The sequence below is a fragment of the Sphingopyxis witflariensis genome (assembly GCF_002205635.1).
Classification (GTDB): domain Bacteria; phylum Pseudomonadota; class Alphaproteobacteria; order Sphingomonadales; family Sphingomonadaceae; genus Sphingopyxis; species Sphingopyxis witflariensis.
Genome location: NZ_NISJ01000003.1, coordinates 190502 through 217103 on the forward strand (window position 1 = coordinate 190502; position 26602 = coordinate 217103).

The 26602-nt window shown below is 62.3% G+C and carries 26 protein-coding genes, 1 tRNA gene and 2 pseudogenes; 11 read left to right on the forward strand and 18 right to left on the reverse strand.

The genetic code is table 11. The features are described from left to right. Positions 1-60: 60 nt before the first annotated feature. From CDQ91_RS07425 to CDQ91_RS07455, 7 genes and pseudogenes are all read right to left on the reverse strand, one after another. Positions 61-1290: an aspartyl protease family protein gene (locus CDQ91_RS07425; protein WP_237245897.1), complete on the reverse strand. Its 1230-nt coding sequence runs from the start codon at positions 1288-1290 to the stop codon at positions 61-63. Between the two features lie 194 nt (positions 1291-1484). Continuing rightward, a complete protein-coding gene (locus tag CDQ91_RS07430) occupies positions 1485-1706 on the reverse strand; it encodes a DUF2274 domain-containing protein (protein WP_088472100.1) in 222 nt (73 codons plus the stop codon). Continuing rightward, on the reverse strand, positions 1703-2929 hold the full coding sequence (locus tag CDQ91_RS07435; RefSeq protein ID WP_088472101.1) for a TraB/TrbI/VirB10 family type IV secretion system protein: 1227 nt from the start codon (positions 2927-2929) through the stop codon (positions 1703-1705). Before CDQ91_RS07435 ends, CDQ91_RS07430 begins: the two co-directional genes overlap by 4 nt. Continuing rightward, positions 2926-3393, reverse strand: a pseudogene (locus tag CDQ91_RS07440) (TrbG/VirB9 family P-type conjugative transfer protein); the annotation flags it as partial. The gene CDQ91_RS07435 and the pseudogene CDQ91_RS07440, both read right to left, overlap by 4 nt. A gap of 311 nt (positions 3394-3704) precedes the next feature. After that, the gene (locus tag CDQ91_RS07445; RefSeq protein ID WP_088472103.1) at positions 3705-6914 is read right to left on the reverse strand and encodes an error-prone DNA polymerase; all 3210 of its coding nucleotides are present in this window, start codon (positions 6912-6914) and stop codon (positions 3705-3707) included. Beyond that, entirely contained in the window at positions 6911-8731 is a 1821-nt protein-coding gene (locus tag CDQ91_RS07450; protein ID WP_088472104.1) for a DUF6504 family protein, read from the reverse strand. The genes CDQ91_RS07445 and CDQ91_RS07450 overlap by 4 nt, the downstream gene beginning before the upstream one ends. Next, entirely contained in the window at positions 8640-9425 is a 786-nt protein-coding gene (locus tag CDQ91_RS07455; protein WP_088472302.1) for an ImuA family protein, read from the reverse strand. The genes CDQ91_RS07450 and CDQ91_RS07455 overlap by 92 nt, the downstream gene beginning before the upstream one ends. Before the next feature lie 130 nt (positions 9426-9555). Between CDQ91_RS07455 and CDQ91_RS07460 the strand changes: the two genes are divergently transcribed. Continuing rightward, entirely contained in the window at positions 9556-10176 is a 621-nt protein-coding gene (locus CDQ91_RS07460) for a retropepsin-like aspartic protease family protein (RefSeq protein ID WP_088472105.1), read from the forward strand. Between the two features lie 31 nt (positions 10177-10207). Here the strand turns inward: CDQ91_RS07460 and CDQ91_RS07465 are convergent, their stop codons facing one another. Both CDQ91_RS07465 and CDQ91_RS07470 read right to left on the reverse strand, forming a co-directional pair. Next, the gene (locus tag CDQ91_RS07465; RefSeq protein ID WP_088472106.1) at positions 10208-10687 is read right to left on the reverse strand and encodes a DUF1810 domain-containing protein; all 480 of its coding nucleotides are present in this window, start codon (positions 10685-10687) and stop codon (positions 10208-10210) included. Continuing rightward, complete coding sequence (locus CDQ91_RS07470; protein ID WP_088472107.1) at positions 10684-11301, reverse strand: SOS response-associated peptidase; 618 nt, start codon at positions 11299-11301, stop codon at positions 10684-10686. Before CDQ91_RS07470 ends, CDQ91_RS07465 begins: the two co-directional genes overlap by 4 nt. Positions 11302-11356: 55 nt before the next feature. On the opposite strand from CDQ91_RS07470, the gene CDQ91_RS07475 reads away from it, so the two are divergent. The 3 genes from CDQ91_RS07475 (at position 11357) to CDQ91_RS07490 (ending at position 13425) form a co-directional block, all read left to right on the forward strand. After that, a complete protein-coding gene (locus CDQ91_RS07475) occupies positions 11357-11869 on the forward strand; it encodes an SOS response-associated peptidase family protein (protein WP_237245873.1) in 513 nt (170 codons plus the stop codon). A 383-nt stretch (positions 11870-12252) separates the two neighbouring features. After that, complete coding sequence (locus tag CDQ91_RS07485) at positions 12253-13032, forward strand: hypothetical protein (RefSeq protein ID WP_144036717.1); 780 nt, start codon at positions 12253-12255, stop codon at positions 13030-13032. A gap of 57 nt (positions 13033-13089) precedes the next feature. Next, the gene (locus tag CDQ91_RS07490; protein WP_088472110.1) at positions 13090-13425 is read left to right on the forward strand and encodes a hypothetical protein; all 336 of its coding nucleotides are present in this window, start codon (positions 13090-13092) and stop codon (positions 13423-13425) included. 109 nt (positions 13426-13534) lie between these two features. Here CDQ91_RS07490 and CDQ91_RS07495 read toward each other — a convergent pair whose 3' ends face one another. Together CDQ91_RS07495 and CDQ91_RS21460 are read right to left on the reverse strand one after the other, a co-directional pair. Beyond that, a complete protein-coding gene (locus CDQ91_RS07495) occupies positions 13535-13792 on the reverse strand; it encodes a hypothetical protein (RefSeq protein ID WP_088472111.1) in 258 nt (85 codons plus the stop codon). Between the two features lie 58 nt (positions 13793-13850). Beyond that, on the reverse strand, positions 13851-13988 hold the full coding sequence (locus CDQ91_RS21460) for a hypothetical protein (protein ID WP_164499238.1): 138 nt from the start codon (positions 13986-13988) through the stop codon (positions 13851-13853). A gap of 161 nt (positions 13989-14149) precedes the next feature. On the opposite strand from CDQ91_RS21460, the gene CDQ91_RS07500 reads away from it, so the two are divergent. The 3 genes from CDQ91_RS07500 (at position 14150) to tcmP (ending at position 16495) form a co-directional block, all read left to right on the forward strand. Then, positions 14150-14518, forward strand: coding sequence for a helix-turn-helix domain-containing protein (locus tag CDQ91_RS07500; RefSeq protein WP_088472304.1), 369 nt, complete (start codon positions 14150-14152; stop codon positions 14516-14518). 3 nt (positions 14519-14521) lie between these two features. Beyond that, the gene (locus CDQ91_RS07505; RefSeq protein ID WP_201791872.1) at positions 14522-15412 is read left to right on the forward strand and encodes an ImmA/IrrE family metallo-endopeptidase; all 891 of its coding nucleotides are present in this window, start codon (positions 14522-14524) and stop codon (positions 15410-15412) included. 147 nt (positions 15413-15559) lie between these two features. Continuing rightward, a complete protein-coding gene (gene tcmP / locus CDQ91_RS07510) occupies positions 15560-16495 on the forward strand; it encodes a three-Cys-motif partner protein TcmP (RefSeq protein WP_088472112.1) in 936 nt (311 codons plus the stop codon). On the opposite strand, the gene CDQ91_RS07515 is transcribed toward tcmP, so the two are convergent. The 4 genes from CDQ91_RS07515 to CDQ91_RS07530 form a co-directional block, all read right to left on the reverse strand. Then, entirely contained in the window at positions 16425-17207 is a 783-nt protein-coding gene (locus tag CDQ91_RS07515) for a DUF5131 family protein (protein ID WP_088472113.1), read from the reverse strand. The two genes, tcmP and CDQ91_RS07515, sit on opposite strands and share 71 nt — an antisense overlap. 329 nt (positions 17208-17536) lie before the next feature. Next, the gene (locus CDQ91_RS07520) at positions 17537-19120 is read right to left on the reverse strand and encodes an anti-phage dCTP deaminase (protein ID WP_088472114.1); all 1584 of its coding nucleotides are present in this window, start codon (positions 19118-19120) and stop codon (positions 17537-17539) included. A gap of 245 nt (positions 19121-19365) precedes the next feature. Next, positions 19366-20295 carry a HEPN domain-containing protein gene (locus CDQ91_RS07525; protein ID WP_088472115.1) on the reverse strand — a complete coding sequence of 310 codons (930 nt, stop codon included), beginning with the start codon at positions 20293-20295 and terminating at the stop codon, positions 19366-19368. Between the two features lie 76 nt (positions 20296-20371). Next, on the reverse strand, positions 20372-20695 hold the full coding sequence (locus tag CDQ91_RS07530) for a DUF736 domain-containing protein (RefSeq protein WP_088472116.1): 324 nt from the start codon (positions 20693-20695) through the stop codon (positions 20372-20374). 236 nt (positions 20696-20931) lie between these two features. Here CDQ91_RS07530 and CDQ91_RS07535 point away from each other — a divergent pair, with 236 nt between their 5' ends. Next, on the forward strand, positions 20932-21663 hold the full coding sequence (locus CDQ91_RS07535) for a thermonuclease family protein (RefSeq protein WP_237245874.1): 732 nt from the start codon (positions 20932-20934) through the stop codon (positions 21661-21663). Between the two features lie 563 nt (positions 21664-22226). Continuing rightward, complete coding sequence (locus tag CDQ91_RS22025; RefSeq protein ID WP_419722554.1) at positions 22227-22601, forward strand: RNA polymerase sigma factor; 375 nt, start codon at positions 22227-22229, stop codon at positions 22599-22601. Here the strand turns inward: CDQ91_RS22025 and CDQ91_RS07545 are convergent. From CDQ91_RS07545 to CDQ91_RS07555, 3 genes and pseudogenes are all read right to left on the reverse strand, one after another. Beyond that, positions 22580-23137, reverse strand: a pseudogene (locus CDQ91_RS07545) (ParB/RepB/Spo0J family partition protein); the annotation flags it as partial. The gene CDQ91_RS22025 and the pseudogene CDQ91_RS07545 overlap by 22 nt on opposite strands. Before the next feature lie 120 nt (positions 23138-23257). Beyond that, entirely contained in the window at positions 23258-24451 is a 1194-nt protein-coding gene (locus tag CDQ91_RS07550) for a DUF932 domain-containing protein (protein ID WP_088472118.1), read from the reverse strand. 290 nt (positions 24452-24741) lie between these two features. Further along, a tRNA-Gly gene (locus CDQ91_RS07555) sits at positions 24742-24816 on the reverse strand. A 214-nt stretch (positions 24817-25030) separates the two neighbouring features. Here CDQ91_RS07555 and CDQ91_RS07560 point away from each other — a divergent pair. Together CDQ91_RS07560 and CDQ91_RS07565 are read left to right on the forward strand one after the other, a co-directional pair. Next, a complete protein-coding gene (locus CDQ91_RS07560; protein WP_088472307.1) occupies positions 25031-25942 on the forward strand; it encodes a tetratricopeptide repeat protein in 912 nt (303 codons plus the stop codon). Further along, positions 25942-26592, forward strand: a complete 651-nt coding sequence (locus tag CDQ91_RS07565; protein ID WP_088472119.1) for an LON peptidase substrate-binding domain-containing protein — start codon at positions 25942-25944, stop codon at positions 26590-26592. The genes CDQ91_RS07560 and CDQ91_RS07565 overlap by 1 nt, the downstream gene beginning before the upstream one ends. Positions 26593-26602 lie beyond the last annotated feature (10 nt).

Genomic DNA, 26602 nt, shown 5'->3' on the forward strand with positions numbered 1-26602 from the left:
GGCAAACATAGGCCGATTGCACTGCGCGGACCGCGAACGCTCTGCGCGTCTTGCCCCAAATCAGTAATAGTCGGCGAGGGTCAATTCGCGCATGCTCCCTCCCGCCAGTTCGAGCTTCACGACTGTACCCGCGGCGTCGAAACGCCACGCCCACAAAGATCCCCGCGTGTAGCTCGGATCAACGGGATGGCCATCAATGGCCACAATATGTTCTCCTGCAACCCAGCCTGCTGCTGACGCAGGGCTGGATGGGGCGACATGAACGACTGTCAGCGCATCCACCGATACTGCCAAGCCCAAGCCGCTACGATCCTTGAGCATCGGCAGCCGATGTTGTGATGGGGGTCGACGAAACCAGACAAATCCCGCGGTTACGTCGAGCATCACATCGAACTGCGCTATGAGTGGCAGGCCAATGTTTCCGACGGTGTCGACCGATAGCCAGTTCGCAATGCCTAGCGCTGGAAGAGCAAAAACCCCTGCCGCGCCGATCGTCAGATCTCGCACCATGAGTATTTTTGCTAGCCGAACGCCTTCAACTCCGCCGTAGACGGCGGTCGACGTCGTCCGCCCCTCCAAGATGCCTTGAGCCTCGAGATAGGTCGAGGACAACATCAACGCGGTGGAGTTTCCCAGGTCGAACATGAGCGGAACGGGAGTGCGTCCTTCGATTGAAGCGGAAATAAAGAGCTCGCGTTTGGCACCCCGTCCGAGCGCCGATGGTGCCCAGCCCTCCCCCCCGGCAAAGCTTCCAGTTTTTGCAAGGGCCAATCGGCTGTTAGCGAAATCGAGCGCGATACAGTTGCCGCGCAACATATCTTCGCCCAGGATGACGTCTATCGAACGTCCGAACGCCGCCGATGCCGCGCCAAGGTCCGCTGCGATAACGAACGGAAGGCGGCGAACCGCGCCGCCGAAGGTCACTTCGACATTGCGGACCAGTCGAACCGGTGCCTTGCCGCTTAGGCCGCTGACTGTTCGCTGCTCATCGCTGCTCAGGCCAATCCTGGCTGCGAAAGACGTGCTAATGATCGATGCGCCGCTCCCACTATCGAGGATTGCGGTCGCATGCGTCCCGGCGACCAGAGCCGGTACAAGCAATGTGTCCCCATTTGCGATCTCGATTGTTTGCCATTGGGGGGACATAGCGCCAAAGTTCCATGAGGAGAGCGACCCGGGTGCGGCTAAAAGAAATCGGGCTGAACTCATGGCGCCGACTGTTCCAAAGCTGAGCAGACCTTTCATCATCGTTCGCCGTACGATCGCGGATGCATCTGTTCCCGCCTTCATCACATCGTCGGCTCCCTGCCTCTCATTTCGAAGCCTGTCAGACAACCTGGAGCGACCTCGTTACACATGTTCGGAGTGGCGATCCTCATGGTCCCTATACTGACCGGCCTCCACGATGGGATTGTTAGTGCATTGACGCCTCCATCGCCAGTGCTGGCCGTACCCCATCGACAATCACGCATGGTCTCCAGATGTCAGCGCCGACGCCGCGCAGTCGCAAAGCCTCTGTCGGTTGCGATGAAGCGCTCGATCATCGGCACGGCGATCTTCTCGGGCGGCAAGGGCTCTGCCAGTCCGATGGATTTCGCGTGCACCTCGGCATAGGCGATCAGCTCGCGATGGAGTGTGCCCGGCAATTCGATCGACAGCTTAACCGGCTTGTCGTCAACGATCGGGCCGAGCCTGAGCTTGCTCATGGCGCCGAATTCTCTGGTTCCAGGATCAAATCGCGCGTGACAAGGACGCGCAGCGCGAAGCCGGGGCGGATGGTGAGGGTCGGCGGAATGTTCATCTGGCGCTCGACGAGCCGCCGTCCCGACTGGTTGATCGTATCTTGCGACCCGTCGCGAAGCGCGCGCACGATCGCGTCATCGCCGTCCGAGCCAAGCTCGGCACCGACCCCGAGCAAGGTCGAGACGAGCGCCGCGCGCAGCATCGACCCCCAATGATGGTCGGTGCGATCGGCGAGGCCTGCCATACCGCGCGCATCGGTGCCGGGCTGACGATCGAGCCGGATCGACCGGCCGCCGGGCAGAATCAGCCGGTCCCAGGCAAGCAGGACGCGTTCCTGCCCCGCGGCGATCTCGCTGTCATAGTCGCCAATGAGCCGTGCGCCTTGCGGAATGAGGAGGATCCGGCCGGTCGGACTGTCATAGACATTTTGCGTCACCTGCGCGGTGACCTGCCCGGGCAGGTCGGAGCGGATGCCAGTGATCAGCGCTGCCGGGATCAGGCTTCCGGCCTGAAGGATATAGGGCGAGCTGGGTCCGCCAATGCGTTCGGGACTTTCGTTCGGTTTGCCGGCGCCGCCTTCGAGAAAGGCTCGGCGCGCCGCGACCGGGCTTCGCTCATCGGCTACCGGCGCCGGTGCGGCCACGACAGGATCGATCGATCCGCGCAACGCCTCGGCCATGCCTGCACCCGCGGACCCTCCGCCAAGGAAGAGACGACTGGTGGTGGCGGCTTCGCGCTTCTGCCGCGCCCGGTCGCGCGCCTCGTCGGCTGGCGAGCGCGCGGCTGCCGACGGACTGCCCATCGGCGGCACCGGGACAATTTCGCCGTCGCGCTGCGCTGCGACGATCGGCCGCCCGAGGTCGCCGGGCAGCGGCGGTCCCAGCTTCGGCACCTTGCCATAATCGGCGGGCGCGCCCGTCACGACCTCGACGCGGTTCGCCGTGTCGGCAGAATAGAGATTATCGGACGACTTGGGCGCTGAGGGTTGCAGCGCCCAGAGCAAGGCGCCGCCGATCGCGACTCCCCCGGCCGCACCGATGCTCGCCAGCGTCTTGCGCGACAGGCGCATGACCCGCGGCGGTTCACCGCGCAGACGGAAGGCGTCGACGGCTGGCGGCTGCGCGGCGCGATTTTCATTGCCCGGCTCCTCGGCTGGCGGCACGGCCTGGTCCTCGCGCTCGGTCATGACCGGCCCCGGCGGCGCGGCGTCTCGCGCTCGATCCGGACGGTCCGCGCCTGTTTCCCGACCCCCAAGCGCAGTTCGCCGCGCTCGAACAGACGGTCGACGATCATATAGCGCCCCTGCACCCGGTAGTTGACGAGTTCGGCCTCGCCGCTGCTGCCGGTGACGAACAGCGGCGGCATGTCACCCGTGGCGATCTCCGCGCCGAACTCGATGAAGAGTTGGCGCATGTCGTCGAACGCGCGGACGGGGCGCCAGGCGACCTTGTCGCCAGATATTCGGTAGCGGAAATTCAGCGCTGCGAGATCGATCGCACCGGCGACGGGCGCGGCACGCGCTGCCTCGGCTTCGGCGACCTGCAAGGCGATGAGCTCGTCGGCCGGATAAGTCCAGGAGACCGACGCCATATAGGATGCGGCGGTCGCGCGCAGTTCGACATGATAGGTGCGACGGTCGGTGTTGATGACGGGTTCGCTGTCCTTCACCTTGCGGCCGTTCGGGACGATCGCGATCGGCGCGGTGACCATGAGGGTCGCGAGCGTACCTTCGAAGCTGCCGTCGTCCTTGACGGTGAGATTTGCGATGCTTGCCATTTGAAGTCTCCTTGCTTGCTCGGGGACCGTCCCCGATGGCGCCAGAGGGAGGGCCCGCGAGCCGCCGTCACCGAGCGCATGCGAGGGCGAACCCCTGCAGGGGGTTGACGGCACGAGGCGAGCCGAGGCCCGCAATCAGGCAGCCAATGAGGGAAAGGTTCGACGAGCCAGGAGAGCAATGGCTGTCAGTGAAAGTCATGGCTCCGGATGCGCAGCGGCGCGTCGCGGGAGTCCGGTCCGCCTCCGTTCCGCGCCCCATCCCCGCGTCCAGGCGCAATGGAGACATTACCCTGCGCGATAGAGCGCAACATCGCGTCATGATCGACGATCCGGTCGCAGATGATGTGAATGACCTCGCCTTCCTTCTGAAGCCGACCGCGCATCGCGATCATAGAGGCCGACATGACTTGGCGCCGGTAGATATCGAAGCGATCGGGCCACAGGATGCCGTTGGCGATCCCCGTCTCGTCCTCGATCGTGACGAAGAGCACCCCCTTCGCGGAGCCGGGCCGCTGCCGCACGAGGATAACGCCGGCGACCTCGATGTTGCGCCCGTCGCGGATCTGTCCGAGATCCGCGCAGCGCACGATACCCATCGTATCAAGCTCATCCCGCAAGAAACTAAGCGGATGCGCGCGCAGCGACAGCTGCAGCGTGCGATAATCCTCCACCACCTCGCGCCCCTCGGTCATTGGCCGAAGCGAGGTCGCGGGTTCGAGCCCCTCGGGCGAGAAACTGGACTCGCGAGCGTCTGCCGCCGCGAACAAGGGGAGCGGCGCCTCGCCAAGACCCCGCACCTTCCACAAGCCCTGCCGCCGGTCCTCGGCAAGGCAGGCGAAGCCATCGGCTTCGGCGATCCGTTCGATTGCGGCGCGCGGGACCCCGGCGCGCCGCCACACATCTTCGATGCAATCGAAAGGCATATCGCCGCGCGCGCCGACGATGGCGGCGCCATGGACATTGGCGAGGCTGCGCACCTGGCGGAAGCCGAGACGAACCGCGAGATAAGGACCCTTCCCTTCCTCCAGCGTGCAATCCCAATGGCTGTCGTTGATCGAGACAGGGCGCACTTCGACGCCATGCTTGCGCGCATCGCTGACGATCTGCGCGGGCGCATAAAAGCCCATCGGCTGCGCGTTCAGCAACGCAGCGCAGAAGACGTCGGGATGATGATGCTTCATCCAGCATGAAGCATAAGCAATCTTGGCGAAGCTCGCGGCATGGCTTTCGGGAAAGCCGTAGCTGCCGAACCCCTCGATCTGCTTGAAGGTCCGTTCGGCGAAATCCTTGGGATAGCCGCGCTCGACCATGCCGCCCACGAGCTTGTCGTAGAAATGGCTGACACCGCCGGTGAGCTTGAAGGTCGCCATCGCGCGGCGGAGCTGGTCAGCCTCGGCGGGCGTAAATCCCGCGCCAACGATCGCGACCTTCATCGCCTGCTCCTGGAAGAGCGGCACCCCGAGCGTCTTCTCGAGCACGGCGCGGAGCTCGGGCTTGGGATATTCGGGCTTCTCCTTGCCCTCGCGGCGGCGAAGATAGGGATGCACCATATCGCCCTGGATCGGGCCGGGCCGCACGATCGCGACCTCGATCACCAGATCGTAGAAGCACTTCGGCTTGATCCGCGGCAGCATCGACATTTGCGCCCGGCTTTCGATCTGGAAGACGCCCAAGGTGTCGGCCTTCTGGATCATGCCATAGACTGCCGGATCATCGTCCTGCAGGTCAGCCATGCCGACCGAAATCCCCTTATGCTCGGCAAGCAGATTGAAAGCCCGGTTCATGCAGCCGAGCATGCCGAGGCCGAGCACATCGACCTTCATGAATTTGAGGACGTCGATATCGTCCTTGTCCCATTCGATGATCTGCCGGTCTTCCATCCGCGCAGGCTCGATTGGCACGAGGTCGTCGAGCCGCTCCTGCGTCAGCACGAAACCGCCGGGATGCTGCGACAAATGCCGCGGCGTCCCGATGAGCTGCTGCGCGAGATCGAGCGTCAGCCGCAGCCGATGATCGTCGGCGTTGAGGTTGAGGCTCGCGATCTGCTCGTCGGGGATGCCGTCGACCGACCAGCCCCAGACGAGGCCGGTGAGCATCTTGGTGAGGTCGCGCGGCAGGCCGAGCGCCTTCCCCACCTCGGCGACCGCCCCGCGGGTGCGATAACGCGTCACCACCGCGGTGAGTGCCGACCGATGCCGCCCATAGGTCTCGTAGATCCACTGGATGATTTCTTCGCGCCGTTCATGCTCAAAATCGACGTCGATATCGGGCGGCTCCTTGCGCTCGCCCGACACGAAGCGCTCGAAGAGCAACTCGTGCTTGATCGGGTCGATCGAGGTCACACCGAGCAGGAAGCAGACGCAGCTGTTCGCCGCGGACCCGCGCCCCTGGCACAGAATGCCGCGCCGCCGGCTCTCGGCGACGATCGAATTGACCGTCAAAAAATAGGGCGCGTAATTCAATTCTCCGATCAAGCGGAGCTCATGATCAATCTGTTTCCGGTAGGCAGGCGGTACGCCGCCGGGAAACATGCGCACCGCGCCTTCCTCGGTAAGCGCTGCAAGCGCCTCCTGAGCCGTCCGCCCGGCCATCACCTCCTCATAGGGATATTGATAACGGATCTCGCCGAGGTCGAAGCAGCAGACCGACGCGATGTCGGCGGTTGCCTGGATCGCGTCGGGGAAAAGCGCGTAGCGCCGTTCCATTTCGGCAGGAGACTTCAATGCGCGATCCATGAAGCGCTCGCGTTTGAAGCCGAGCGCGTCGACGGTCGTTTTCTCGCGGATCGCGGTCAGCACATCCTGCAGCGGGCGGCGCTCGGGGGCGTGATAGAGGATGTCGCCCATCGCCACGCAGCGCACGCCCACGCTGCGACCCAGCGCGTCGAGCGCGCGCAGCCGCGCGAAATCACCAGGCCGACGGCGCAGCGACAGTGCGAGATAGGCGTCGCGGCCAAAGGTCTCCCGCAGCTCGCCAAGGTCGATGCGCGTCCTCTCATCGGCGGCGTCGGGCAGGAGGACAGCGACCAGCCCGTCTGCCCACGCCACGACATCGGGCCAGTCGAGCCAGCAATTCCCCTTGCCCCCCCGCGCCTTGCCGAGCGACAGCAGGCGGGTGAGCCGCGACCATGCCGCACGGTCCTTGGGGTAGAGCAGGAGCGATCGGCCATCGCGGAGGTCAATGCGCGAGCCGGGGATCAGGCGGACCCCGGTCGTTTCCTGCCCCGACAGCCCGCGCACCATCCCCGCGACGCTGCCGCGATCGCAAAGCCCGAGGGCCGAATGGCCGAGGAGCGCGGCGGCCGCGAACAACTCCTCGGGCGCTGACGCGCCGCGCAGGAAGGAGAAATGGCTGGTCACCTGGAGTTCGACATAGGTCGTGACGGGAGCGATCATCCGAAGACGCCGTGCATATACCAGCTCAAATCGCCGGTGCGGTCTTCGATCGCATCGCCGCGGCGGAACAGCCAGAAACGCTCGCCAGTCTCCGCCTCGACGCGAAAATAATCGCGCACCGCCCACATTTCGCGGGTCGTTCGCCACCACTCGCCATGAATGCGCTCGGGTCCATCGCCTGCGACGACGCGGTAGGACCGTCCGCGCCACGCAAAGCGGCGCGGCGGATGGTCGGGAAGCAGCGCGACGACGCCCGACAGGGCTTCGGGCCGCGCGAGCATGCGGATCGGCCGCGGCCAAGCCGGCCAGCCGGAAGGCTGGGCGAGCGGGCCGGTACGGCCGATCGCGCGTTCGGGCACATCGCTTTCGCGGCCCTCGAGGCGGAACAGCGCGCCCTCTCCAGCGCGCCCCGCGAGCTGATCGACGAGCGGCGCAAGATCGGGGGCGCGCGGTCCGCTATCGAACCCCGTGCCGATCACCTCGGCGCCGAGGGGTTCGACCTGCGGCGCGGCAAGCGCCATCGCCTCGATCCCGAGCCCAGGCTCGATCCGGTCGATACGCAGCCTGAAGAGGCGCACGAGATGCTTCGCGTCGCGGGTCGCGCGCGCGGTGCCGACCGTGACGAGCTGCTCGCGCGCATCGACACGCTCGCAGCGGAGAACCGCCGCGCGAAGGCCGAGCCCGCGCTCCCGGAGGTCGGCGACGAGATCGGCGACGAGATCCGAAATTACCTGTTCGATCGCCTCGGCGGTGGCGATCGGTTCGAGAAGCCGGCGCTCGGCGCACGGCATTTCGAAAGGGACGACGGGCACGATCGGCTCAGGCAGAAAGCCGCGCGCCTGGTCGAGCCGCTCGACCGCGCCGCGCCCGAGGCGCCGCGCGAGCGGCCCGCGCGGCATCGGGTAAAGGTCAGCGATCCGCTCGATTCCGAAACGCGCCGCCGACGCCAGCGCCTCGGGCGCGAGCCGGAGCGCGCGAAGCGGCAGCCCGGCCAGCGCCTCCCCCTCCCGCCCTTCCGGCAAGACCAAGGTCGCCGCGCCGCCAAAGCGCGCGAGCGCGTGCGCGGCGCCGGGCGTGCCAGCGATCGCGACGCACGCGGTGAAACCGAGACGCCGAACGAAGGATAGAAGCCGCGCGGCGAAGCGCGCCTCGCCGCCAAAGAGATGCGTCGTGCCGGTCAGATCAAGCCATAGCCCGTCGCTGCCCGACACGGCGGCAGTCGGTGTCCAGTGGCGCACCGCATGCAAGGCGAGCCGATCCAGCCACGCCCGATCCGCCTCGGGCGCAGCCTCGTACACATCGAGATCGGTAACGAGCGCGCGTGCATGCGCCGCGGCCATGCCGGGCGCGAGTCCGAGATCGAGTGCGAGTGGACAGGCCGCGGTCACGACATCACGCTGACCCGTCCGAGCCACGAGGATGGTCGGGCGGGCGCCCCACAGGGGCAGCGGTGGCGGCGCGATGGACGCGCCGGGCGACGGGCATCCATCATCCGCCCGCGATAACCGAAAGACAGGCGCGGCCGCCTCGCTGCGCCGCCCCAGTTCGCGCATGGTCGGTTGCTGGTGCGCCGGACGCGCGTCGACAAGGTCGCGGTTCGGCGCGGCCGAAGCCGTGTCCCGCGCCCAACGAGCACCCGGACGCCAGCCGCCGCCGCGCGGCACCGAGCAGGCGCCCGGATTGTCGTCGACGGGTTCGGGAAGGCGCGGGCCGAGCCGCGCGGGTTCAGGCGGCGTGCCCGAGCGCGAGATCGGCGCTGCCCGTCGCAACCGCTCGATCGCGAGTTGCGGCAGGAAGAGCGAGGCGACCCTGGTCATCGCACGCCTCCAGTTCGAGGGAGAAAGGCGGCCCGCCGCGCTGGCGCACAAGTTCGACCGACCATCGCCCGCGCCCCACCCCGGGCATCGACAGCGGGGTCGAAGCGAGACTGCCGATCCGCCAGCGCGTGCAGGCCAGCGACAAATCGGTGAGCGGACATTGGCCGTAACGGCGGTAGCGGCGGTAGAGCAGCATTGGAGTGCCCCCTTCGGAGGCAGCGAGCTGGAGCCGCCGTGTAGCGGTTTGATCGGCCGCCTTCACCTCGGCGACAACGCATGCGAGCGAGCCATCTCGCAGCGCGTCTTCGCACAGGGCCAGCAACTCGCGGTCGTTCTTGCCTTGCGCATAGAGCACGCGTTCGGGGCCGAGCCCGGCCTGCTCGAGTCCCGGAGCGTAAAGGTCGAAACGCGTCAGGGCCCACAAGGCTGACACTTCGGGCGCCGCCGCGAAGCGCGCGGCGATCCCCGCCGCGAAAAGCGTTGTCGCTGCATCGTCGCTCCAGCTTGCCGAGGCCGCCGCGACCTCGTGCAGTCCCGCGCCGTCGAGCCCGCCGGCGTTCAACAGATGATCGATCGGTCCCACGCCGAACGGCAGCACCGGTCCGCGCGCCGCGGCGACGCGCGCCACGGTTTCGCGAAGCGCTTGAAGCTCCTCGGCGCTCGGCCGGGGCGGTGAAAAAGGCGGTGCGGTCATGATGGTCATCGACTCAGATGTTCGCTATATGTTCCACCCGGAACGAACGTGCGTCAAGCGGTCCGCGTTCCCTTGCTGTGGATCATTCACTGGCGCGTCACCTTCGCGCCTGTAAAAGCGCGCTAATAATATGCCGCTCACCACCGACCTGCCCTGGACCCAGCTTGCGATCTACGCCGTCGGCGCGGCGCTGATCCTGATGTTGCTGTTCAAGATTCCCTATGTCGGACGGGTCATTCGCGGGCTCTTCTCCTTCGCGCTGCTCGCCTTCGGCATCTTCCTCATTCTCCAGCAGGCACCCTTCGATCCCAATCTGTCGCGAATCACCGCGAGCCTCGGTCTCGACCGGCAAGAGGTCGTGGGCGAGGAGGTCCGCATCCCGATGGCCCGCGACGGGCATTTCTGGGCGACGGTCCGCCTCAACGGCATCGAGCGGCGCATGCTTGTCGACAGCGGTGCGACGGTCACCGCCCTTTCGACCGCGACGGCACGGGCCGCAGGCGTCGATGCCGATGCAACGCTCGTGCCCTTGCTCATGAAGACCGCGAACGGCACGGTTCGCGCCGACGCAGGAACGCTCGACCGGCTGGAGATTGGCGGCATTGAGGCGCGAAAGCTCAACGTCGTGATCTCGCCCGGGCTTGGCGACACCGACGTCCTAGGCATGAATTTCCTCTCGGAACTTCAGTCGTGGCGCGTCGAGGACCGCACATTGATCCTGACGCCGAAAATCGCCAAATCCGGCGCCTGATGCCGGCCGGCAATTGCGCCGACATCGATCGCTAATCTTGCTCGGCCTCATTGTCAGAGTCACCGCGCGGTTCGGCGGGATGAGCGATGGTAAGACCCAGAAGCTCAGCCGTGCGCTCGTCGCGCTGTCCGCCGAACCAGCGGTCGAGCGCTGCCCCGACGAGCGCGCCCGCGCCAGCCGTTTCGAACAGCGTCAACGACGATCGGAGCTTTACGGCATCGACATCGCCGAACACCGCCACCGCGTCACTGCCGATCAGATCCTGGAGCCCCGACACGCATTCGACATAGCGCGCGCCAAGAAGCGGATGCGCCAGATAGGCGCGTGCCTCGGCTTCATCGGCAATCGCATAGCGCTGCGCCATTGCGCTTCGCCCAAGCCCCGCGAGCTGCGGGAAGATGAACCACATCCAATGCGATCGCTTCTTGCCGCGCCGAATTTCTTCGAGCGCGCGGGCGTAAATCTGCTCCTGCGCCACGACGAACCGCTCCAGCCCCTGTGCTTCGCTCATAGCGCCAGCGCGCCCTGCGCCGGCGGCTTGCCGTAGACCTGCGTGACCTCAAGGCTGCCCTCGGGCAGCCATTTGAGGACATCGGTGGCGGGAACGCGCGGGTCGAGCCAAGCGGCCCATTGATCGCGCGGCAGCGGGATGATCTGGCGATGATGATAAGGTGCAATGTCCGGCCCCGCGTCCATGGTGAGCAGGCTAAAGGCCTCGCCGACGTGGGCGTCACGCCAGATGCCCGCCATGCAGAACCAGCGATGATCTTTCATCGTGAACAGCCATTTATCGAGCCGCTTTTGCGTCTTGTCGGTCGGATCGGTGAATTCGTAGAAGCCGTCGCATAGGACAAGGCAGCGCTGGGAGCCAAGATCGCGGCCCTCCGAGCGGACATTATAGACCGGCTTCCCGCCCTGTCCCGGCCAGCTCCAGCGCCGGTTGACGAGCTCACCCATCGCCGAGCCGTCGCTCGCCTTCACAATCGGCCCCATGTCGGTGATGCGGACGTCTTCGCGCGCGGGCACGTTCGGCGCGCCCTCGGGCATCTCGATCTTGATCTTTAGGTCGTCGAAATCCTCGGCGATCGAGGCGATGTCGACTTCCAGCCTGTAGTCATTGCACATTCGCATTTGCCCCCTGGCTCTTGCGACTCATCTTCGTTCCTATTATGTTCCACATGTGACCATCGCGCCAACCCCTTTTGATCCCGATGCCCCGAGCGGCGGCGTGACGGCGCTCGTGCGCCGCGACCCCGACAATATGGGCGAAGTCGAAATGGTCAAAGCGGTATGGGGTTCCGATCCGCGGTTCTCGGACGGCATCAATTTTCGCTTCGTGCGCTCCGAAGGCCGTGCCTTCCCCAAACGGCGCTGCCTGATCCCGGCGTCCGAGTTCCGCATGGGAACGGGCGACCATCGCTACCGTGTCACGCTGGACAGCGGCAATTTCTTTTATCTCGCGGCGGTCTGGGACCCGCCGCTCGCCGACTGGCCGCTGTCGTACCGCATCCTCACCATCCCCGCCGGCGCCGACGTCATTCCCTATCAGTCACGCCACGGCGTGATCATCGAACGGCGCAACGTCATGCACTGGCTCGACGGGACACTGCCGAACGAGGTGCTGTTCGAGGAACCGCCGCGCCACACGCTTTTCGTCGAACCGCTGCGGGCGCAAACCGCGCTCCCGCTATGACGCGCGGCGCAGCCGCGCGGGCACCCCGGCCCGCGCCCCAAGCCGACCTTTTTGGCACGCCCTCGCTTCCCGGCCTCGCCTATCCGCGCCGTGCGACCCAGGAGAGCTCTTCCTTTCAGGAAATCAGAGATCTTCATCTGACGCCCGCACGGTTTCGATCGGGCGGGCGTCTTTTTTCCGGTCCGTTCGATACCAGTTCGAACCTTTTGTTTAACGGCAATTGGCCGTTTGCTGGCTGACCGCTTCCGAGTGACAATGGAGATAAGCCGACGTTCAGCGCTTATAGGCAATCAAGACGGCAAACACCTCTGGTCCAGGATTCTAATCGCTCGCGCGCGTCATGCGCGAATGCGCGAGCATGCCATTTGGGATATTTTGCCGGCTTGACGGCCCTCGATCTAAACCGGAAGCGGGATGGCGAAGGCTTCGACGTTCCGTACAAGCTGTTCGGTGCCGGCGTCACGCCGCGGGAGGGCGCGTTGATGAGTATAGACTGGACCTGGCTGCCGAATGCCGGCGCATGGCTCGCCGACAACGTCGATCGCTATCAGAATATCTTAGCCGGGGCGCTGGCTATCGTCGCGGCGAGGATCGCGGTGAAGCCGGTTTGGGCGCAGGTGATTGCCACTAATACCCAGACGCAGATCGCCCATCTTGAGACGCTTCAGAAGCTTCTTGGCGAGGCCTTGCAGCGATCCGATAAGGTTCAAGACGATTTTATCAAACCACAACGCGAGATGAATCAAGCGTTGTATGATTTCAACGGTGAATCAGAAAAAATCGACGGTCAGACGGCACATCATCTGGGCAGGCAGATCTCAAATGTTCTGGGCTGGTATTTGGTGACTTTGGCCGGAACCGAAAGCGGGAAAGTCGAGGAAGCCAAGTCGGCGCTGAAGGCCGCCCTCGATGAGCTTGAGAGAACCCTCGCCATGATCGAATGGGTCGATTTCAACGATCAATATGGTGACGACCATGCGTATGATGATGTCGAATGGGCTGAGATCCTCGCTAACGCCGAAGCCGCCTCAAAGGAGGCATCGGCCAAAGGCAGTGCGGTCTTCAAGGCCTATTATGCGCTTCGTAGCGTGCAGGCCGATTCCATCAAACACCTACGCACCCAGATCCGAAACATCGAGCACGCCTTAGCAAAGCTTAGCTAGCCTGCGAGCCCTGTCGCGGCCCATAGCCAGCAGAATTTCAATGCCGAAAGGACGATCATGACCCCCATCCAAGAATTTCGTATCACATTTGAAAATGGCGACATAGGTGATGCCCGCATCACCGATCATCGGCCGCAATTTTCCAGCGAAATTGCGCTCCACACCGCCGATGGCAATATCTTTCCGGCGGCGAAATCGTCGCCCCCAGTACTGACGGCCCAACTGGCTTTCGATGCGCTGGTGAGCAGCGCGATGGACTTGGCAAAGTCGCGCCGCACCGAAATCGCCAGCCTCGACAATCCGAACAATTGCGAATTCATCGACCGCGAAAGCCAGCGGCAGATCGCGAGTAAATATGATCTGACCGCCCCAATTCTCGTGAACGGGGCGTGACCGGCCAACCTATTCGTCCATTAAGCCGATTGGCCGACGGTTTTCGAACGAAACGTAGCTCAGCCATTAGCAAGCGACCCGCATCGCAATTGGGTCGCACTAGGACGGATTAGTTGACGGCATACTCCCGCCAAGGGATATTTCGAAGCGGCACTGATGTCAGAAAGCGGGCGATGTCCGGACGCCCATAATAGGTGGGTCGCCCGCGCCCGTCCTGCGCCATCAATACGACGGGAACACCAAATACCGGGATGAAGCTACGAATGGCGGCTGCGGCTGCGCTCGTGCTCTGGACGATATGAGGTTTGACGATGACGATTGCAAAGGACTGCCCCTGCTCGCGAATCACGGCTCCTTGAATGCGCATAATTTCGATCCCTTATATCGGAAAAGAGCCGGACTAAGTCCGGCTCCTCCCTAGTTCGCTACTTTCCGCGGTTCGGTCGCTGAGTCAGCGCCGATGCGGCCGCGCTCTTGGCCGCCGGACTCGACTTGGGATCGCTGAGAACCTTCGCCGCCGCCGATGCTGCCTTTGCGCTCGTCACTTCCTTGTTGCCTGCCATTTTCATTTACCTCCTTTCCTTCCGACCGATCGGGAATCGACGAGCCGTGACGCTTTATTTGCAACGCGCGCTTGATATGTCAAGCATCAATCAAGCGCGCTTGCTCTATCAAGCAAAAACCGTTAGAATTCGTCGATGCAACAGGGCAGTTTGGATTAATCGTGGTCGACGGTAATAAGCATGCGTCGACGCTAGGCGGCTACCTGGCGGCTGTGCGATCCGATCGTGGATTCTCTTTGCGACAGGTCGAAGAAATGACCGGCAAGGAGGTATCCAACGCGTATCTAAGCCAGCTTGAAAACGACAAGGTGAAGCAGCCGTCTCCCAACGTGCTTCATGCTCTTTCGGCGACTTATGATATCGACTATATCGGTCTGATGGAACGCGCCGGGTATTTGACGCCGCAACAATCTTCTGACGCACCGAAGCGTCACGGCAGAGCAGCGACCTTTGCCGAGATTGATTTATCTTCGGACGAGGAAGCCGAGCTACTTCGCTTTCTCAAATTCATGCGAAGCGAGAAGAAGTAGGTAGTGCGGAAAGACGACAGCTCGCTGAGCCACGCCGAAAGGGAGTTTGTCGAGAGCCGCGCGAAGATGCTTCTTCAACGGGCCGATGCTTGGGGCGTTGTCCCGGTCCCGATCGACGATTTGCTGAGCGCGGCCAATCTTAAGGTTGCACCGACAAGCATTTTCGACCCTCGCGCCATTGCCGCTTACGCCATAGCAAAAGGCAAGCAGGCTGCGAATCTCGTCAAACAGGCCATCGGAAAAGTTCTGGGCATTCTGGATGCTCACGAAGAGGTCATCCACATCGACGATACTGTGTTGGAATCGCGCCAGCGGTTTTTGAAGCTGCATGAAACCGGCCATTTCGAGCTCCCCCATCAACGCAAAATCTTTCGATTTTTTGAAGACAGCCAAGAAGAGCTAGATCCCTCAATCGCGGACAAGTTCGAGCGAGAAGCGAACAATTTTGCTCGGTTCGCGATCTTCAACGGCAATGCTTACGCCGAGAGAGCGGCGGATCTTCCGCTCTCCTTCTCGTCGGCCAAGAAGATGCAGCGCGGTTTCAAAGTCTCATTATATGCGGGTTTGCGCGAATATGCGCGGACGCATCGCCATGTTTGCATCGCGATGGCTATCGAGAAACCTGCCGTATGCCCGATAAATGGTTTGAGCGCGGAGATTCGCCGGATCGAAACCTCTCTTTCCTTTGAGCAACAATTTGGGCGACCACAGCTACCTACGATAACGAAGACCCATCCGCTTTGGCCGCTCGTTCCATTTGGCAAGGCGACAAGGCCAACCACTATCCGGCTTACCGACCTGAATGGCGAGCACCACGAGTTCATTGGGGAAGCCTTGGATACCACCTATAATATTTTGCTGTTTGCATGTCCTACCGCGCTCTTCAAAAGCTGACGGGCGCTAACGACATGATCTGCGCGATCGCAACATGTCATACCGACAGAGCGTTTGGCACTCTCGGCAGCAGAGTGCCAAAACAAGCTTGACGCAGGTGCCAACCTCTGTTGTTCTCCGTTCGTTCGAGAGAGATTGGAGAATCTGATGGCTACTCTAACTGAGCAGGGGCATCGTTTTGGAGGTGTATGGACAGAGCTTAAGCTCGACGCCGTCCATTATTATCTCGGCTTCTTCACGAGGGTTTTGAGAACACTGCCGTTTGAATTGTGGTATATTGATGCCTTCGCTGGAACAGGAACTCGGGTTGAGATTCGCCAAGTCGGTGGCCTGCTCGAGGGGGCGCCCGTCGAACTCGCTTCGGAACAGCTTGCCGGGTCAGTAATGCGAGCACTGTCAGTGGACCCGCCCTTCACACGACACGTTTTCATCGAAGGTAATGCTGAGCGATTCCGCGCATTAGAGACGGTTCGCAGTCAATACCCATTGAAACAGATCGAATGTCGGCACGGCGATGCCAATGCCGAGCTACGTGCAATTCTTTCCCGTCCTCCTTGGAACGCGCAAACTGGTGGCCAAGGAAATCTTCGGGCGGTCGTATTCCTCGATCCATACGGGATGAATGTGGCGTGGGACACCCTCGAATTGCTGGCGGCTACCCGAGCAATCGATGTGTGGTATTTGTTCCCACTGCAGGCCGTGACGCGTCAACTGTCCGGTAAGCTCGATAGTATCGATCACTATAAACAAGACAGGTTGGACGACATCTTTGGCACCCCCAACTGGCGGGAGGAGCTGTATGAAACTAAAGTCTTCACGGATTTGTTCGCCGAGACAATCAGCACTTCGAAGCGTAATGTCACCCAGGCGCAGATTGAAGAGTATTCTCGCCAGCGGCTGGGTACGCTGTTTCGATACGTTTCCGAGCCGTTGCCGTTGATTGCGGACGGGCGTGGCCACCTCTTTTCACTGTTCTGCCTTTCAAACAGCGGCAGCGACAAGGCCATTGACCTTATAGAGAAAGGGGTACGGGCGACGCTGAAGAAATTCGGGTCGGCATCTCGTCATATGTCCGGCCGTTGAGAAGGCGGCCGGCAGCCTTTTTGTTACGGCCACCCCACTGCTTGAAAAAGAAGGCAGTTCCACTTTCGCGACACATTTCCTCGATCTCAATTACCCAGTCCTCAGGCATTGGGCGGGCGCGAGGACCGCTCTCGCCGCCGACGATAGCCCAGTCGATCTGACGCAAGTCAGCGTCGACCACGGAACCGATCAGAGGCTCAAAAGAAATAAAGCGCACTGCTGCCGGAGTGGCACGAAGGTAATCGATGCGTTTAAGCACCGCGCTGTCTTCAACGCTCGTTCCGATCCACACATTTTTCAAGATCGCAAATCTGGGTTGAGACAATAATTCTGCCATACGCTCGGGACGCTTAGTGAGAATTTGGTAAGTGTGCTGTGGCGTCTGTTTCATGACAGCCCAGACCTTAAAAATAAAATCTTCTTCCACGTCCGGATGGAATAAATCCGACATGGAATTGACAAATACAGTTCGAGGAGCACGCCAACTAAGGGGTGCCGAAAGCGATCGCTCGTCTTGTACGATTTTTCCAGTCCAGACGTACCGGTCACCGCTTTTGCGGGTCAACCCCTGATACTTTGGCATTCCCATTGACTCGAGGCGCGCAGCCATGCGCATGGCATAACAATTGGTGCAGCCTGCTGTAGCGACAGTACATCCCGCAACTGGATTCCAAGTGACGTCAGTCCACTCAATTGGTGTCAACTGCGCCACAAGCCTGCCTCCACTGGGAACAAAGAGGGAACATACATGAACAGTGCGGCTGTGTCTCGCATTATCTTCGCGATCTTAACGTTGTTAGGTTGCGCTATGATAGCGCCATTGCCTTATTGAAAATGCCAGAAATCAGCCTCTTCGGGATGCGCCCGGAACCTGAAAAATCCCATTAGCCGCCACGCGCCGGGTTGCGTCGCGACGTATTTGGAGCGTCGCGGCGTCTACAAAGGGTGCAATGTGGTTGGACGAACTTCGCGGACGCAGTTCCTGCTGACGAGTGTTGCCGGAGAGGTCGAGGTCGAGTTGCGGTCCATCGCTACGCTTGCTCATTGATTGGCTCCTGGCTGTGTCAATTGGTCATGTTCCTTGGCGGCGACTTCAACGATGATCTTGTCTTCATATTCCCGCCTCGCGTCCAGAGGCACCCGGAACACGGGAAGTGCCTCCTTACGGGGAGTACGAAAGAGGTATCCTTTCTGCTTCCTGTCGCCTTTCGGACGGAAAAGCTTCACATAGTTCGACGGAGCGACACCGTTGAACTGTCGAAACACCACCATGTTTCTAGCGTCTGGGAGCTCACTGATCACATCGCTGTGCAGTTCGATAGCAAGACTTTTGAGGTATGGCTCAATGTAGACGACCTCCCTGATTCCCGACGCGACGATGTGTCGCGCACAATTATGGCATGGATATGTGTTTGTGTAGAGCGTTGCGCCGACCAGAGAATGTTTTCCTTCTCTCGCCACCGAGAGGATGGCTTCCATCTCCGCATGGATGGAGCGCGAAAACTCAATTAGCGCGTTGATGTCAGTGCTGCCAATTGCGTCGCGAACGGCCGATCGTTTACCTGGCTTGATCTGACCAGATTCAGCCACCGCAATCGCGACTTTGTCCATGAGCCCATGACGCCGCACCTCATTGTGGCATTTTTTACCGCCCCAATTGTAGCACCGATGATCCCTGTTGACGATAACCTTCGCTTCGTCGTCAAAGGTCTCTCGATCCTCTTCTGTATACAAGCTACCCCCGAACTTCGGGACATCGTTCCATCCGACCGCGATCAGTTCGCCTCCGTCAGATACGATGCTGACGCCGACCTGCCGTGACATGCAGGCGGAGTTGGCCGCGGCCGCATTTGCTTTGTACATCGCTGATTCCGCGCGCGTTGGCGTATGGATGGCTGTATCGAAGACGATGTCGAGAAATCTTCTGAGACTTGAGTCGAGATCTTCTGGCCGGCGGTCGTTGCAGACGAAGAAGTCGGAATGAACAAACAGCTTGCGTGTAGCCTGACCGAACGTTGCCAACTCGCCCTGATCGCGTGCCATCACCTTCGCTCTCTCGGCTTCAGGATAGTCAAGATCCTTCAGCCGTTCGTCGCGCAATTTGTCGGGCGCAAAGACACCGACCACACAGAGAGTCTCACGGTACACGTCCCGTAAAAGCTCGAGCTCCTCCAAACTTTTCAGTGAATCTATGATGTAGGCACGCCGCCCCGGCAGTTCATTCTCGCCATCATATCCGTGATGAGCCGTTCGGAAGCCACGAATCTTTTCAAAAAGCTTCTCAATAAGATAATTGTTTCCGAACCTCTCACGCAGCCTGTTTCCAGCGTCCTGCATCTCAGAAATGTAGGTTGCCGTTTTTGCGTTCTGGGGCGCCGTAATTCCGACCAACCCGCTCTGAGCGCGGATTACATCGCTTGGCTTCATGACTGGCGCGACATCGTAGCCAAATTCCTGTTCCAAGACGGTATGAAGAATGTTCGCAGCCGTGGTGACGCCCGATCCAACGGGACCAACGAGCGCGATGACCAATTCTTGAGAAAGACGCTCTTTGATTTCGCGTGCAACGCCGTCCTTGGCAACGTCATTGTCGTTGACCAACTGAAATGGCTGCGGTGTCTGCATGTTCCCCCCGGATCACTTTTGGGAGCCATGACATAGTGGCAGCTCTTCGGAAAGGATTTGTTCGTGCCCATGAGGCACGGAACACCCGTTTTAAATTTTTTGTTCTTTTTTTGTTCCTACAAATTGCCGCCAGAGTCAAATGGTAATTTCGGCGCAAACGGTTTGGTTGTAGCGACCGCTTTCAGGCGCTCCTCACTTTAGGTCCGAACGGCCGACATCAGGCGCGAAGCAGTCGCATGCTCCAACTATCCTGCGGCGCGTGCCGTCTCCTCTAGCTGCGCAATACGCTCGCTGCAGATGCTCTCCACAATCGCGGCGAGAGCCTCGACGCGGGCGCCGAGCCAAGTCAGTTCGTCTTCAGAAATCCGATAATGTTTCGAATATCGGGCCTTGATGTAGGCTTCTTTCAGCTTCTCGAAGCGCGACCGGTCAGCCTTCGTCTCGCGCGGCCAAGCGACGATCAGCCGCGTATCGAGCCGCTCTGCCTGCGTCCTCAAGAACGCCAGATTATGGACGTGCGGCGTGTAAAATGAACAGACTAGCAAAGCGCAGTGGTAATAGCTTTCAACCGACTGATGCAGAAGAAACGCGGCCTTTTTGGTCCATCCGCGCTGCCTTGCGAATGATGCTGTTTCGAAAAACTCCCCGCCGCTCGGATACCACCCGTCGAAATATTCCCGCGCCATTTCCAGCGCCGCATGCGGCGTTTTCGGCTGCGGCTCGGGCAATTCATCGTCGACCGCCTGATAAATGGCGATCCCGTCGCACGCGACGTCCATGAAGAAATAGCGCCCCTGCGACAGCCCGGAATTCACCTCGCCGGTGCTATGCACGATGAAGTTTACCGGCGTGCGCAGCGTCTTCGTGACCGACAGCTCGCGGATCAGCCGGTCGTCGAGCTTCGACCAATATTCGACGCGATCGGTCAGCCTGTCGTCGTTGACGACAATCAACAGGTCATAGTCCGACTGGTAGCCCTTGGCGGTGTGCGGCTCATCGACCCATCCGCCGCGCGCATAGCTGCCGTAGAGGATGATCTTGGAGATGCGCCCCTTGCGCTTCCAGTCCTGCGTCGCGAGCGCGAGCGCATCCTCGAATTCTTCGAAGACGATCTGGACGATGCGTTCGAGTTCGCGCTGTTTGTGCGGGGGGAGATGATCGAGACTGCTGCGCATTGCGGTCACCCTAACAAGGTGGCGACACCCTTGCACGCCGAGATTGAACCAGGCGCCAGGATGCCGCCGACGGCGGTCAATCTGCGGGATTCCACAGCAGCGCATAAACGTCGGGATTGTCCTGTCCTGCCGCCCGGCCAAGGTTGGCATAGATGCGGCGCGGCCCGAACTCGGGCGCTTCGAGGGTCAAGGATACATAGAGATTGCCCGACGCTTCGCTACGGCGCAGCCACCCGGCGCCGCATTCGACGCCGTTCGACCAGACGCGATAGTCCGGCTGGACTTCGCCGCTCTTGCTCGGGTTGGGGCGGATTTCGATGGGGACGCGGATCGAGATCGTCGAGAGCTGGCCCACAAAGCCCTTCTCGTTCGTTCCGCTGACAAGACCGATTGCGGCCATGATATTGCTCCTGCGAAGCCCGGGGCCATCCCCGGGGCACCGGCGGCCAGGGAATGGCGTCAGGCCCGCGCACGCACCCGAAGGGCCGGAGCGACAGCGGAGGACGGCGGCGCACCGGCTTTTTGCGCGCGAAGCGCCCGCGAGGAGGCCGCCTGCGGCCGGGGAAAAAGGTGGTGCGCCGCCGTTGCGCGCACGGGCGCGCTATTCATCTCGCCGGATCTGCACCGGCTGGCTCCGTGCGTGCCGGAATGGAGATGGACGGCAAGGATTTGCTCACCGGATCACGCTATGGGCAGCGCATGAGACTGACGATCACCGCCGCCTTCCTTCTTTTCTCCCTCCCTGCCTCAGCGCAGCAGGTCAGCGGCCCGGCCCGCGCGGCCGACGGGGATTCGCTCGATCTCAGCGGAATTTCGGTGCGGCTCTTCGGGGTCGATGCGCCCGAGCTGGCGCAGAATTGCGAACGTGGCGGCGCGTCCTGGCCTTGCGGAAAACAAGCCGCGTCGAAGCTCGCGACGCTCGTCGCTGGAACATCGGTCGTGTGCGAGCAGAAGGATGTCGACGATTATGGCCGGATCGTCGCCACCTGTCGCGCGGGTTCGGTCGATCTCGGCGGCGCGATAGTCGATGCGGGGCTTGCGGTCGCCCTGCCGCATTTCAGCGACCGCTATGTTGCTACCGAAGCTCGCGCCCGCGCTGCCGGTCTCGGCGTGTGGGCCGGCACGTTCCAGATACCGGCGGACTATCGCGCAGCGCATCCGAGGCCGGGGCGCCGAACGCCGGGCCTTTCGCGAGACGCGGCGCCAGTCCGTGTGCCAGGGCCGAGGCCGACCGGAGCCTATTTCCGCAATTGCAAGGAAGCCTGGGCGGCGGGTGCGGCTCCGCTCCGCCGAGGTCATCCCGGTTACCGGCCGGAAATGGACGGCGACGGCGACGGGATCGCCTGCGAGCCCTATCGCGGACGTTAGCGCGTCATCCTCATGCGTCCGCTATGCCAAAAAAAGACCCGCCCAGTGTGCATGTCCTTACGAACAGAGACCGGGCGGGTGCGATGATGTCCACATAGGGTAATAATCCGATCAAATCCATGACCGCGTTGCAGCGCAACAAGGAATAGGGCCCGTCGGGCAAAGACGAATCATAGCCTCACGCGACAAATCGAGGTCTCCAGCCAAAAAGACTCAATCTGGACCCAATTGCGTGGCGCGGGCTTGCCCTGACGTTACGTCCGGCTATGCTTACCATGCACCGGGCCAGAAGGCGCGCGGTGCCGGAACGTAAGAATTCTGCTCGGGCCTTTATGATATTCCCATCCGTTGCCGGGTGGCCGACGCGTATGTCCAGGCCTTCGGGCTAAAGGCGGCGGCGCATATTTTTCCGAGTATGTTCTTACCTCCCGGCATCCTGCCTTCCGGTCCGACCGGAGGCGATGGACATGGATTTCGAAGACGAACAGAAGCGCGCACCGGCCCTGAGCAGCGGCGACCCCGTGCCGCCGTCCGACTGGACAGGCTTTGGTTCAACGGCGAGCATGGAAGCGATCTATACTGCGCATCAGCCTGCGCTGGCGCGCTTTCTGCGCCGCCGCGCGCCGAAGCAGGATCTCGGCGATCTCGTCCAGGAATGCTTCCGCCGCCTTGCCATGGCGAAGGGCGGAAAGCTGGCCCTGATCGAAAAGCCCGGAGCCTATCTCGTCAGCACCGCACGCAACCTGCTCACCGATCGCGCGCGCGCCGATACTGCGCGCCTGACATCGCAGCACCATAGCTTCGAGGATGAGGATATCGCCGGCCCCGACCCCCATGCAGCGCTCGAGGCGCGCGACACGATGCGGCGCGTCGGCGAGGCGATCGAGAAATTAAAGCCCCAAACTGGTTCTATATCGACCGAGAAGGCCATCAGCTGATCGAGGGTCATGTCGTCCTCAGCGTAGATGTCGTGCAGCTTCGGCGAAACGTCGGCGAGCTTGAGGCGCTGCTTCACGACCGCCGGGGTGACCATGAAGGTCGCCGCCACGGTTTCGATGTCGCTGCCCTGCTCGACGAGCTTCTGCATGGCGCGGAACTGGTCGAGCGGGTGCAAAGGCTCGCGATGGACATTTTCGGCCAGCGAATCTTCCTCGGCCGAGACGGCGTCATCGTCGCGCACGATGCAGGGCACCGGCTCCGTCTTGGCCATGCGACGCTGCTTCACGAGCTGCTGCAGCGCCCGAAAGCGGCGCCCGCCGGCAGGGACTTCGTAGCGCCCCGTCTCGTTGCCTTCATCGTCGCGCAGCGCCCGAACCGTCAGGCTCTGGAGCAGGCCGCGCCGTTCGATGTCGGCTGCAAGGCCGTCGATCGACACACCTGCCTTGACGCGCCGCACATTGGCCTGGCTCAGCATGAGGGCGCTGAACGGGATGTCCCGCGCGCCACTGAGCGTGATCTTCGTATGTTTCGTCATGACTCGTCTCCATGACGGGCCGCCGCGAGACTCTCTCCCGGCTTTCAACCCGCCATGGCTCCGGCGCAGCCCTCTTCCTCTAGGGAAGCGGACCACGCCGAACCGAGAGTGGACGCCGGATCAGCGCACCGACGCGAGCAATTTTGCTCCCTTTCCTTCAAGCTCCAGCCGCGCGTCCTGATGCGGGCGATCCCGGGCCACAGCATTGATGCCCTGGACGAAATCGAAGATCGACGATGGCGGATGTCCTTCTTCTTGCAGGACGGTGGCGATGATCTTTTCGGTCTCGCCTTTCGAGAAACCCCGCTTGCGGAGGAAATTCTGTCGCTCGTCGGCGTCGCGTGCGACGATGGCAGCCCGAGACGCCTTGATTCCATCCAGGAATGAACCCGGCGATGACGACGCGAAGCGCTCAAGAGCTGGCGCAGCCTCCTGCGCGAATCGTCCAGCTGCGAACTTGCTGTGGCGGATGCTGATTTCCTCAAAGCCTTCCGCGCCCCAGATATTCCGGTTCATGCAAACGGCCCGAAGGTAGAAGGTCGCCATGCCGAGCGTTTTCGACCCAACTTCGCTGTTCCAGCAATAGAAGCCGCGAAAGAAGGGATCGGGATCCCCGTTGGGCAGTCGCCCCGCCTCGATCGGGTTCATATCGTCGACGAGAAAGAGAAACACGTCGCGGTCGCTCGCATAGAGCGTCGTCGTGTCCTTTGTGACCTCAACAAACGGATTGTGCCGCATCGTCGACCAATCGAGCATGCCCGGCACTTTCCAGCGCGTGTCGCCCGTTCCATTGCCCGCGATCTTCATGACCGCCGACACCAGCTGATGGTCCCAGATGCGCCCATAATCCGGGCCGGTGACAGCACGCAGTTCGGTGCGGCCGTCGCCAGTCTCCAGGGTTTTCACCAACTCGCCGCGATGCGCGAGCAACCCGTGCTGCATGTTGATCCCCGCCAGGGCCGCAGGCAGCTGGCGCAAATAGCCCGAAGGTGCGCCCACAAGGCTGCAGAGCTGGCCGAAGGACCAATGGGTCGGCGCCACAGGCGCGTCGCGGTCAGGAAGCAGGAGGGTGAGCCGCTCCGGATTGTCGGTGGCGGCCTCGACGCGGATCGCGCGCGTCTCGACTGTCCGGGACGTTGCGGCCTCGGCACGCGCGCGGACCGCGTCAAAAAGCTCGTCCAAGGAAAGGTAGCGCTCGTCCTCGGGGCGCGAGAACCATTCGGATGAAACGCGGCCAATGCGCTGACCGCGCGAGATATCGACCTTGTAGCCCGGCGCGTGATCGGCGGGCGCCGCTTGGATGGGGTGGGTCATGGCAAATCTCCGCGACGAGCGCCCGGAGCCTCTCTCCAAGACCTTGCCCGTCACGGGTTTCCCCGTTCCCCTCTCACTCTATGGGCCAGCGGGCGTAGCGCGCCGGGCCCGCGGACTGGCGCGGCGTATGCCGCGCGCGAGACAGGCAAGGCACGCGAAAGCTGCCGTGCCTATCCGTATCTGCGATATTTTCTGGAGACATTGTGGAGACAATGCGGTGGGTCATTGCCCGTGTCACCACAAAACGCGCTGACCGCGCGACACTAAGTGACTGATTTTCTGAGAAAAACTGGAGCGGGCGAAGGGATTCGAACCCTCGACCCCAACCTTGGCAAGGTTGTGCTCTACCCCTGAGCTACGCCCGCTCTGGCGGCTGAAACCGGGCGGTTCCAGCGGGTGAGGCGGGCCATTAGCATCGGGTTTTTGACTCGGCAACCCCCCTCAGCCTTTTCAATGCAATTAAAGTCGAAGGGTTGGCATATTGAACGCAAATCCCACATAGATGCGACGAGAGTTTTTTCCGGCTGATGCCGAAACGGCACCGGCCGGGCGCAGCCAATGAACAAGGAGCATCACCGCGTGGCCACTTTGGGTCTGAACCCCGCCGAGAAGGAAGCCGTCGAAGCTTTCCGCCGCGACGTCGTCGATCCGTCGATGACCAGCCTCGTCATCCTCGATTTCTGGGCCGAATGGTGCGGACCGTGCAAACAGCTGGGCCCGGTGCTCGAAAAGGTCGCCGCCGACTATGCCGACAAGGGCGTGACGCTGGTGAAGGTCGACGTCGATGCGAATCGCTTCATCGCCAGCCAGTTCCAGGTCCAGTCGATCCCGACCGTCTATGCGATCTTCCAGGGCCAGCCGGTCGCCAATCTGACCAACGCGCGCACCGAGAGCCAGCTCAAGACGATCCTCGACCAGCTACTTGCGCAATTGCCGATCGAAAGCGAAGCGACCGCGCGCGCGGTCGAGATCGCACCGCTCATCGAAATGGGCGAAAATATATTGGCCGAGGGTGATGGCCCGCGCGCCGCGAGCGTCTTTGCCCAGATCCTCGACATCGCGCCCGACAATGCCGCCGCGCATGGCGGGCTGATTCGCGCGATGCTCCTCGCGGGCGATATCGAAAGCGCGCAGGCTGCGCTGGGTGCGGTGCCCGCCGAAATCGCCGAAGACCCCGCAATCGCGCAGGCCCGGAGCGCGCTCGCGCTCGCCGCCGATGCCCCCGACGCGGGTGAGCTTGCGGGCTTTGAAGCCGCGGTCGCCGCCAACCCCGACGATCATCAGGCGCGGTTTGATCTCGCGAGCGCTCAGATCGGCGCGGGCCAGCGCGATGCCGCCGCCGACAATCTGCTCCACATCGTCGCCGCCGACCGCGAATGGCAGGAGGACGCAGCGCGCGCCAAATTGCTGTCGCTGTTCGAAGCGGTCGGGCTGGAGGATCCGTGGGTCGCGGCGCAGCGCCGCCGTCTGTCGCTGATCCTGTTCGGCTGATGACCGCCGCCGCGCCTTTGACCATCCAGCGGATCGCGATTTTTCCGCTGCCCGGCGCGGTGCTGTTTCCCAGGCTTCACCTGCCGCTGCATATTTTCGAGCCGCGCTATTCCGCGATGGTGCAGGAGGTGCTGGCGCGCGATCGCCAGATCGGAATGATCCAGCCGCGCCAGCTTCCCGGCGAAGAGAATCGCGAGCCGCCCGCGCTTTATGACATTGGCTGCGTCGGCCGCATCATCGATGTCGAGGCGCTCGACGAAGGGCGCTTCAACCTGGTGCTCGAAGGCGTCGCGCGTTTCCGCGTCCGCCACGAACTTGATGTCACGACCCCGTTCCGCCAAGTCGAGGCAGAGATAGAGATGGAAGCCGAAGAAGCCGCAGTGCTTTCGAGCATCGAGCGCGCCAGCCTCGAGCGCGAGGCGAAGCGATTCGCGCAACGTCAGGGCTATGTCGTCGACTGGGATTCGGTCGGCCAGCTCGACGATGCGACCCTGGTGAACGGCATTGCGCAGGTCGCGCCTTTCGATGCCGCCGCGAAGCAGGCGCTGCTCGAGGCGACACCGATCGACGCGCGCGCCGAACTGGTCGTCCAGCTGATGCAGTTTTTCGGGCGCTTTGACGGCGATGACGGGCGCGTCACGCTGCAATAGGCTTCAGGCC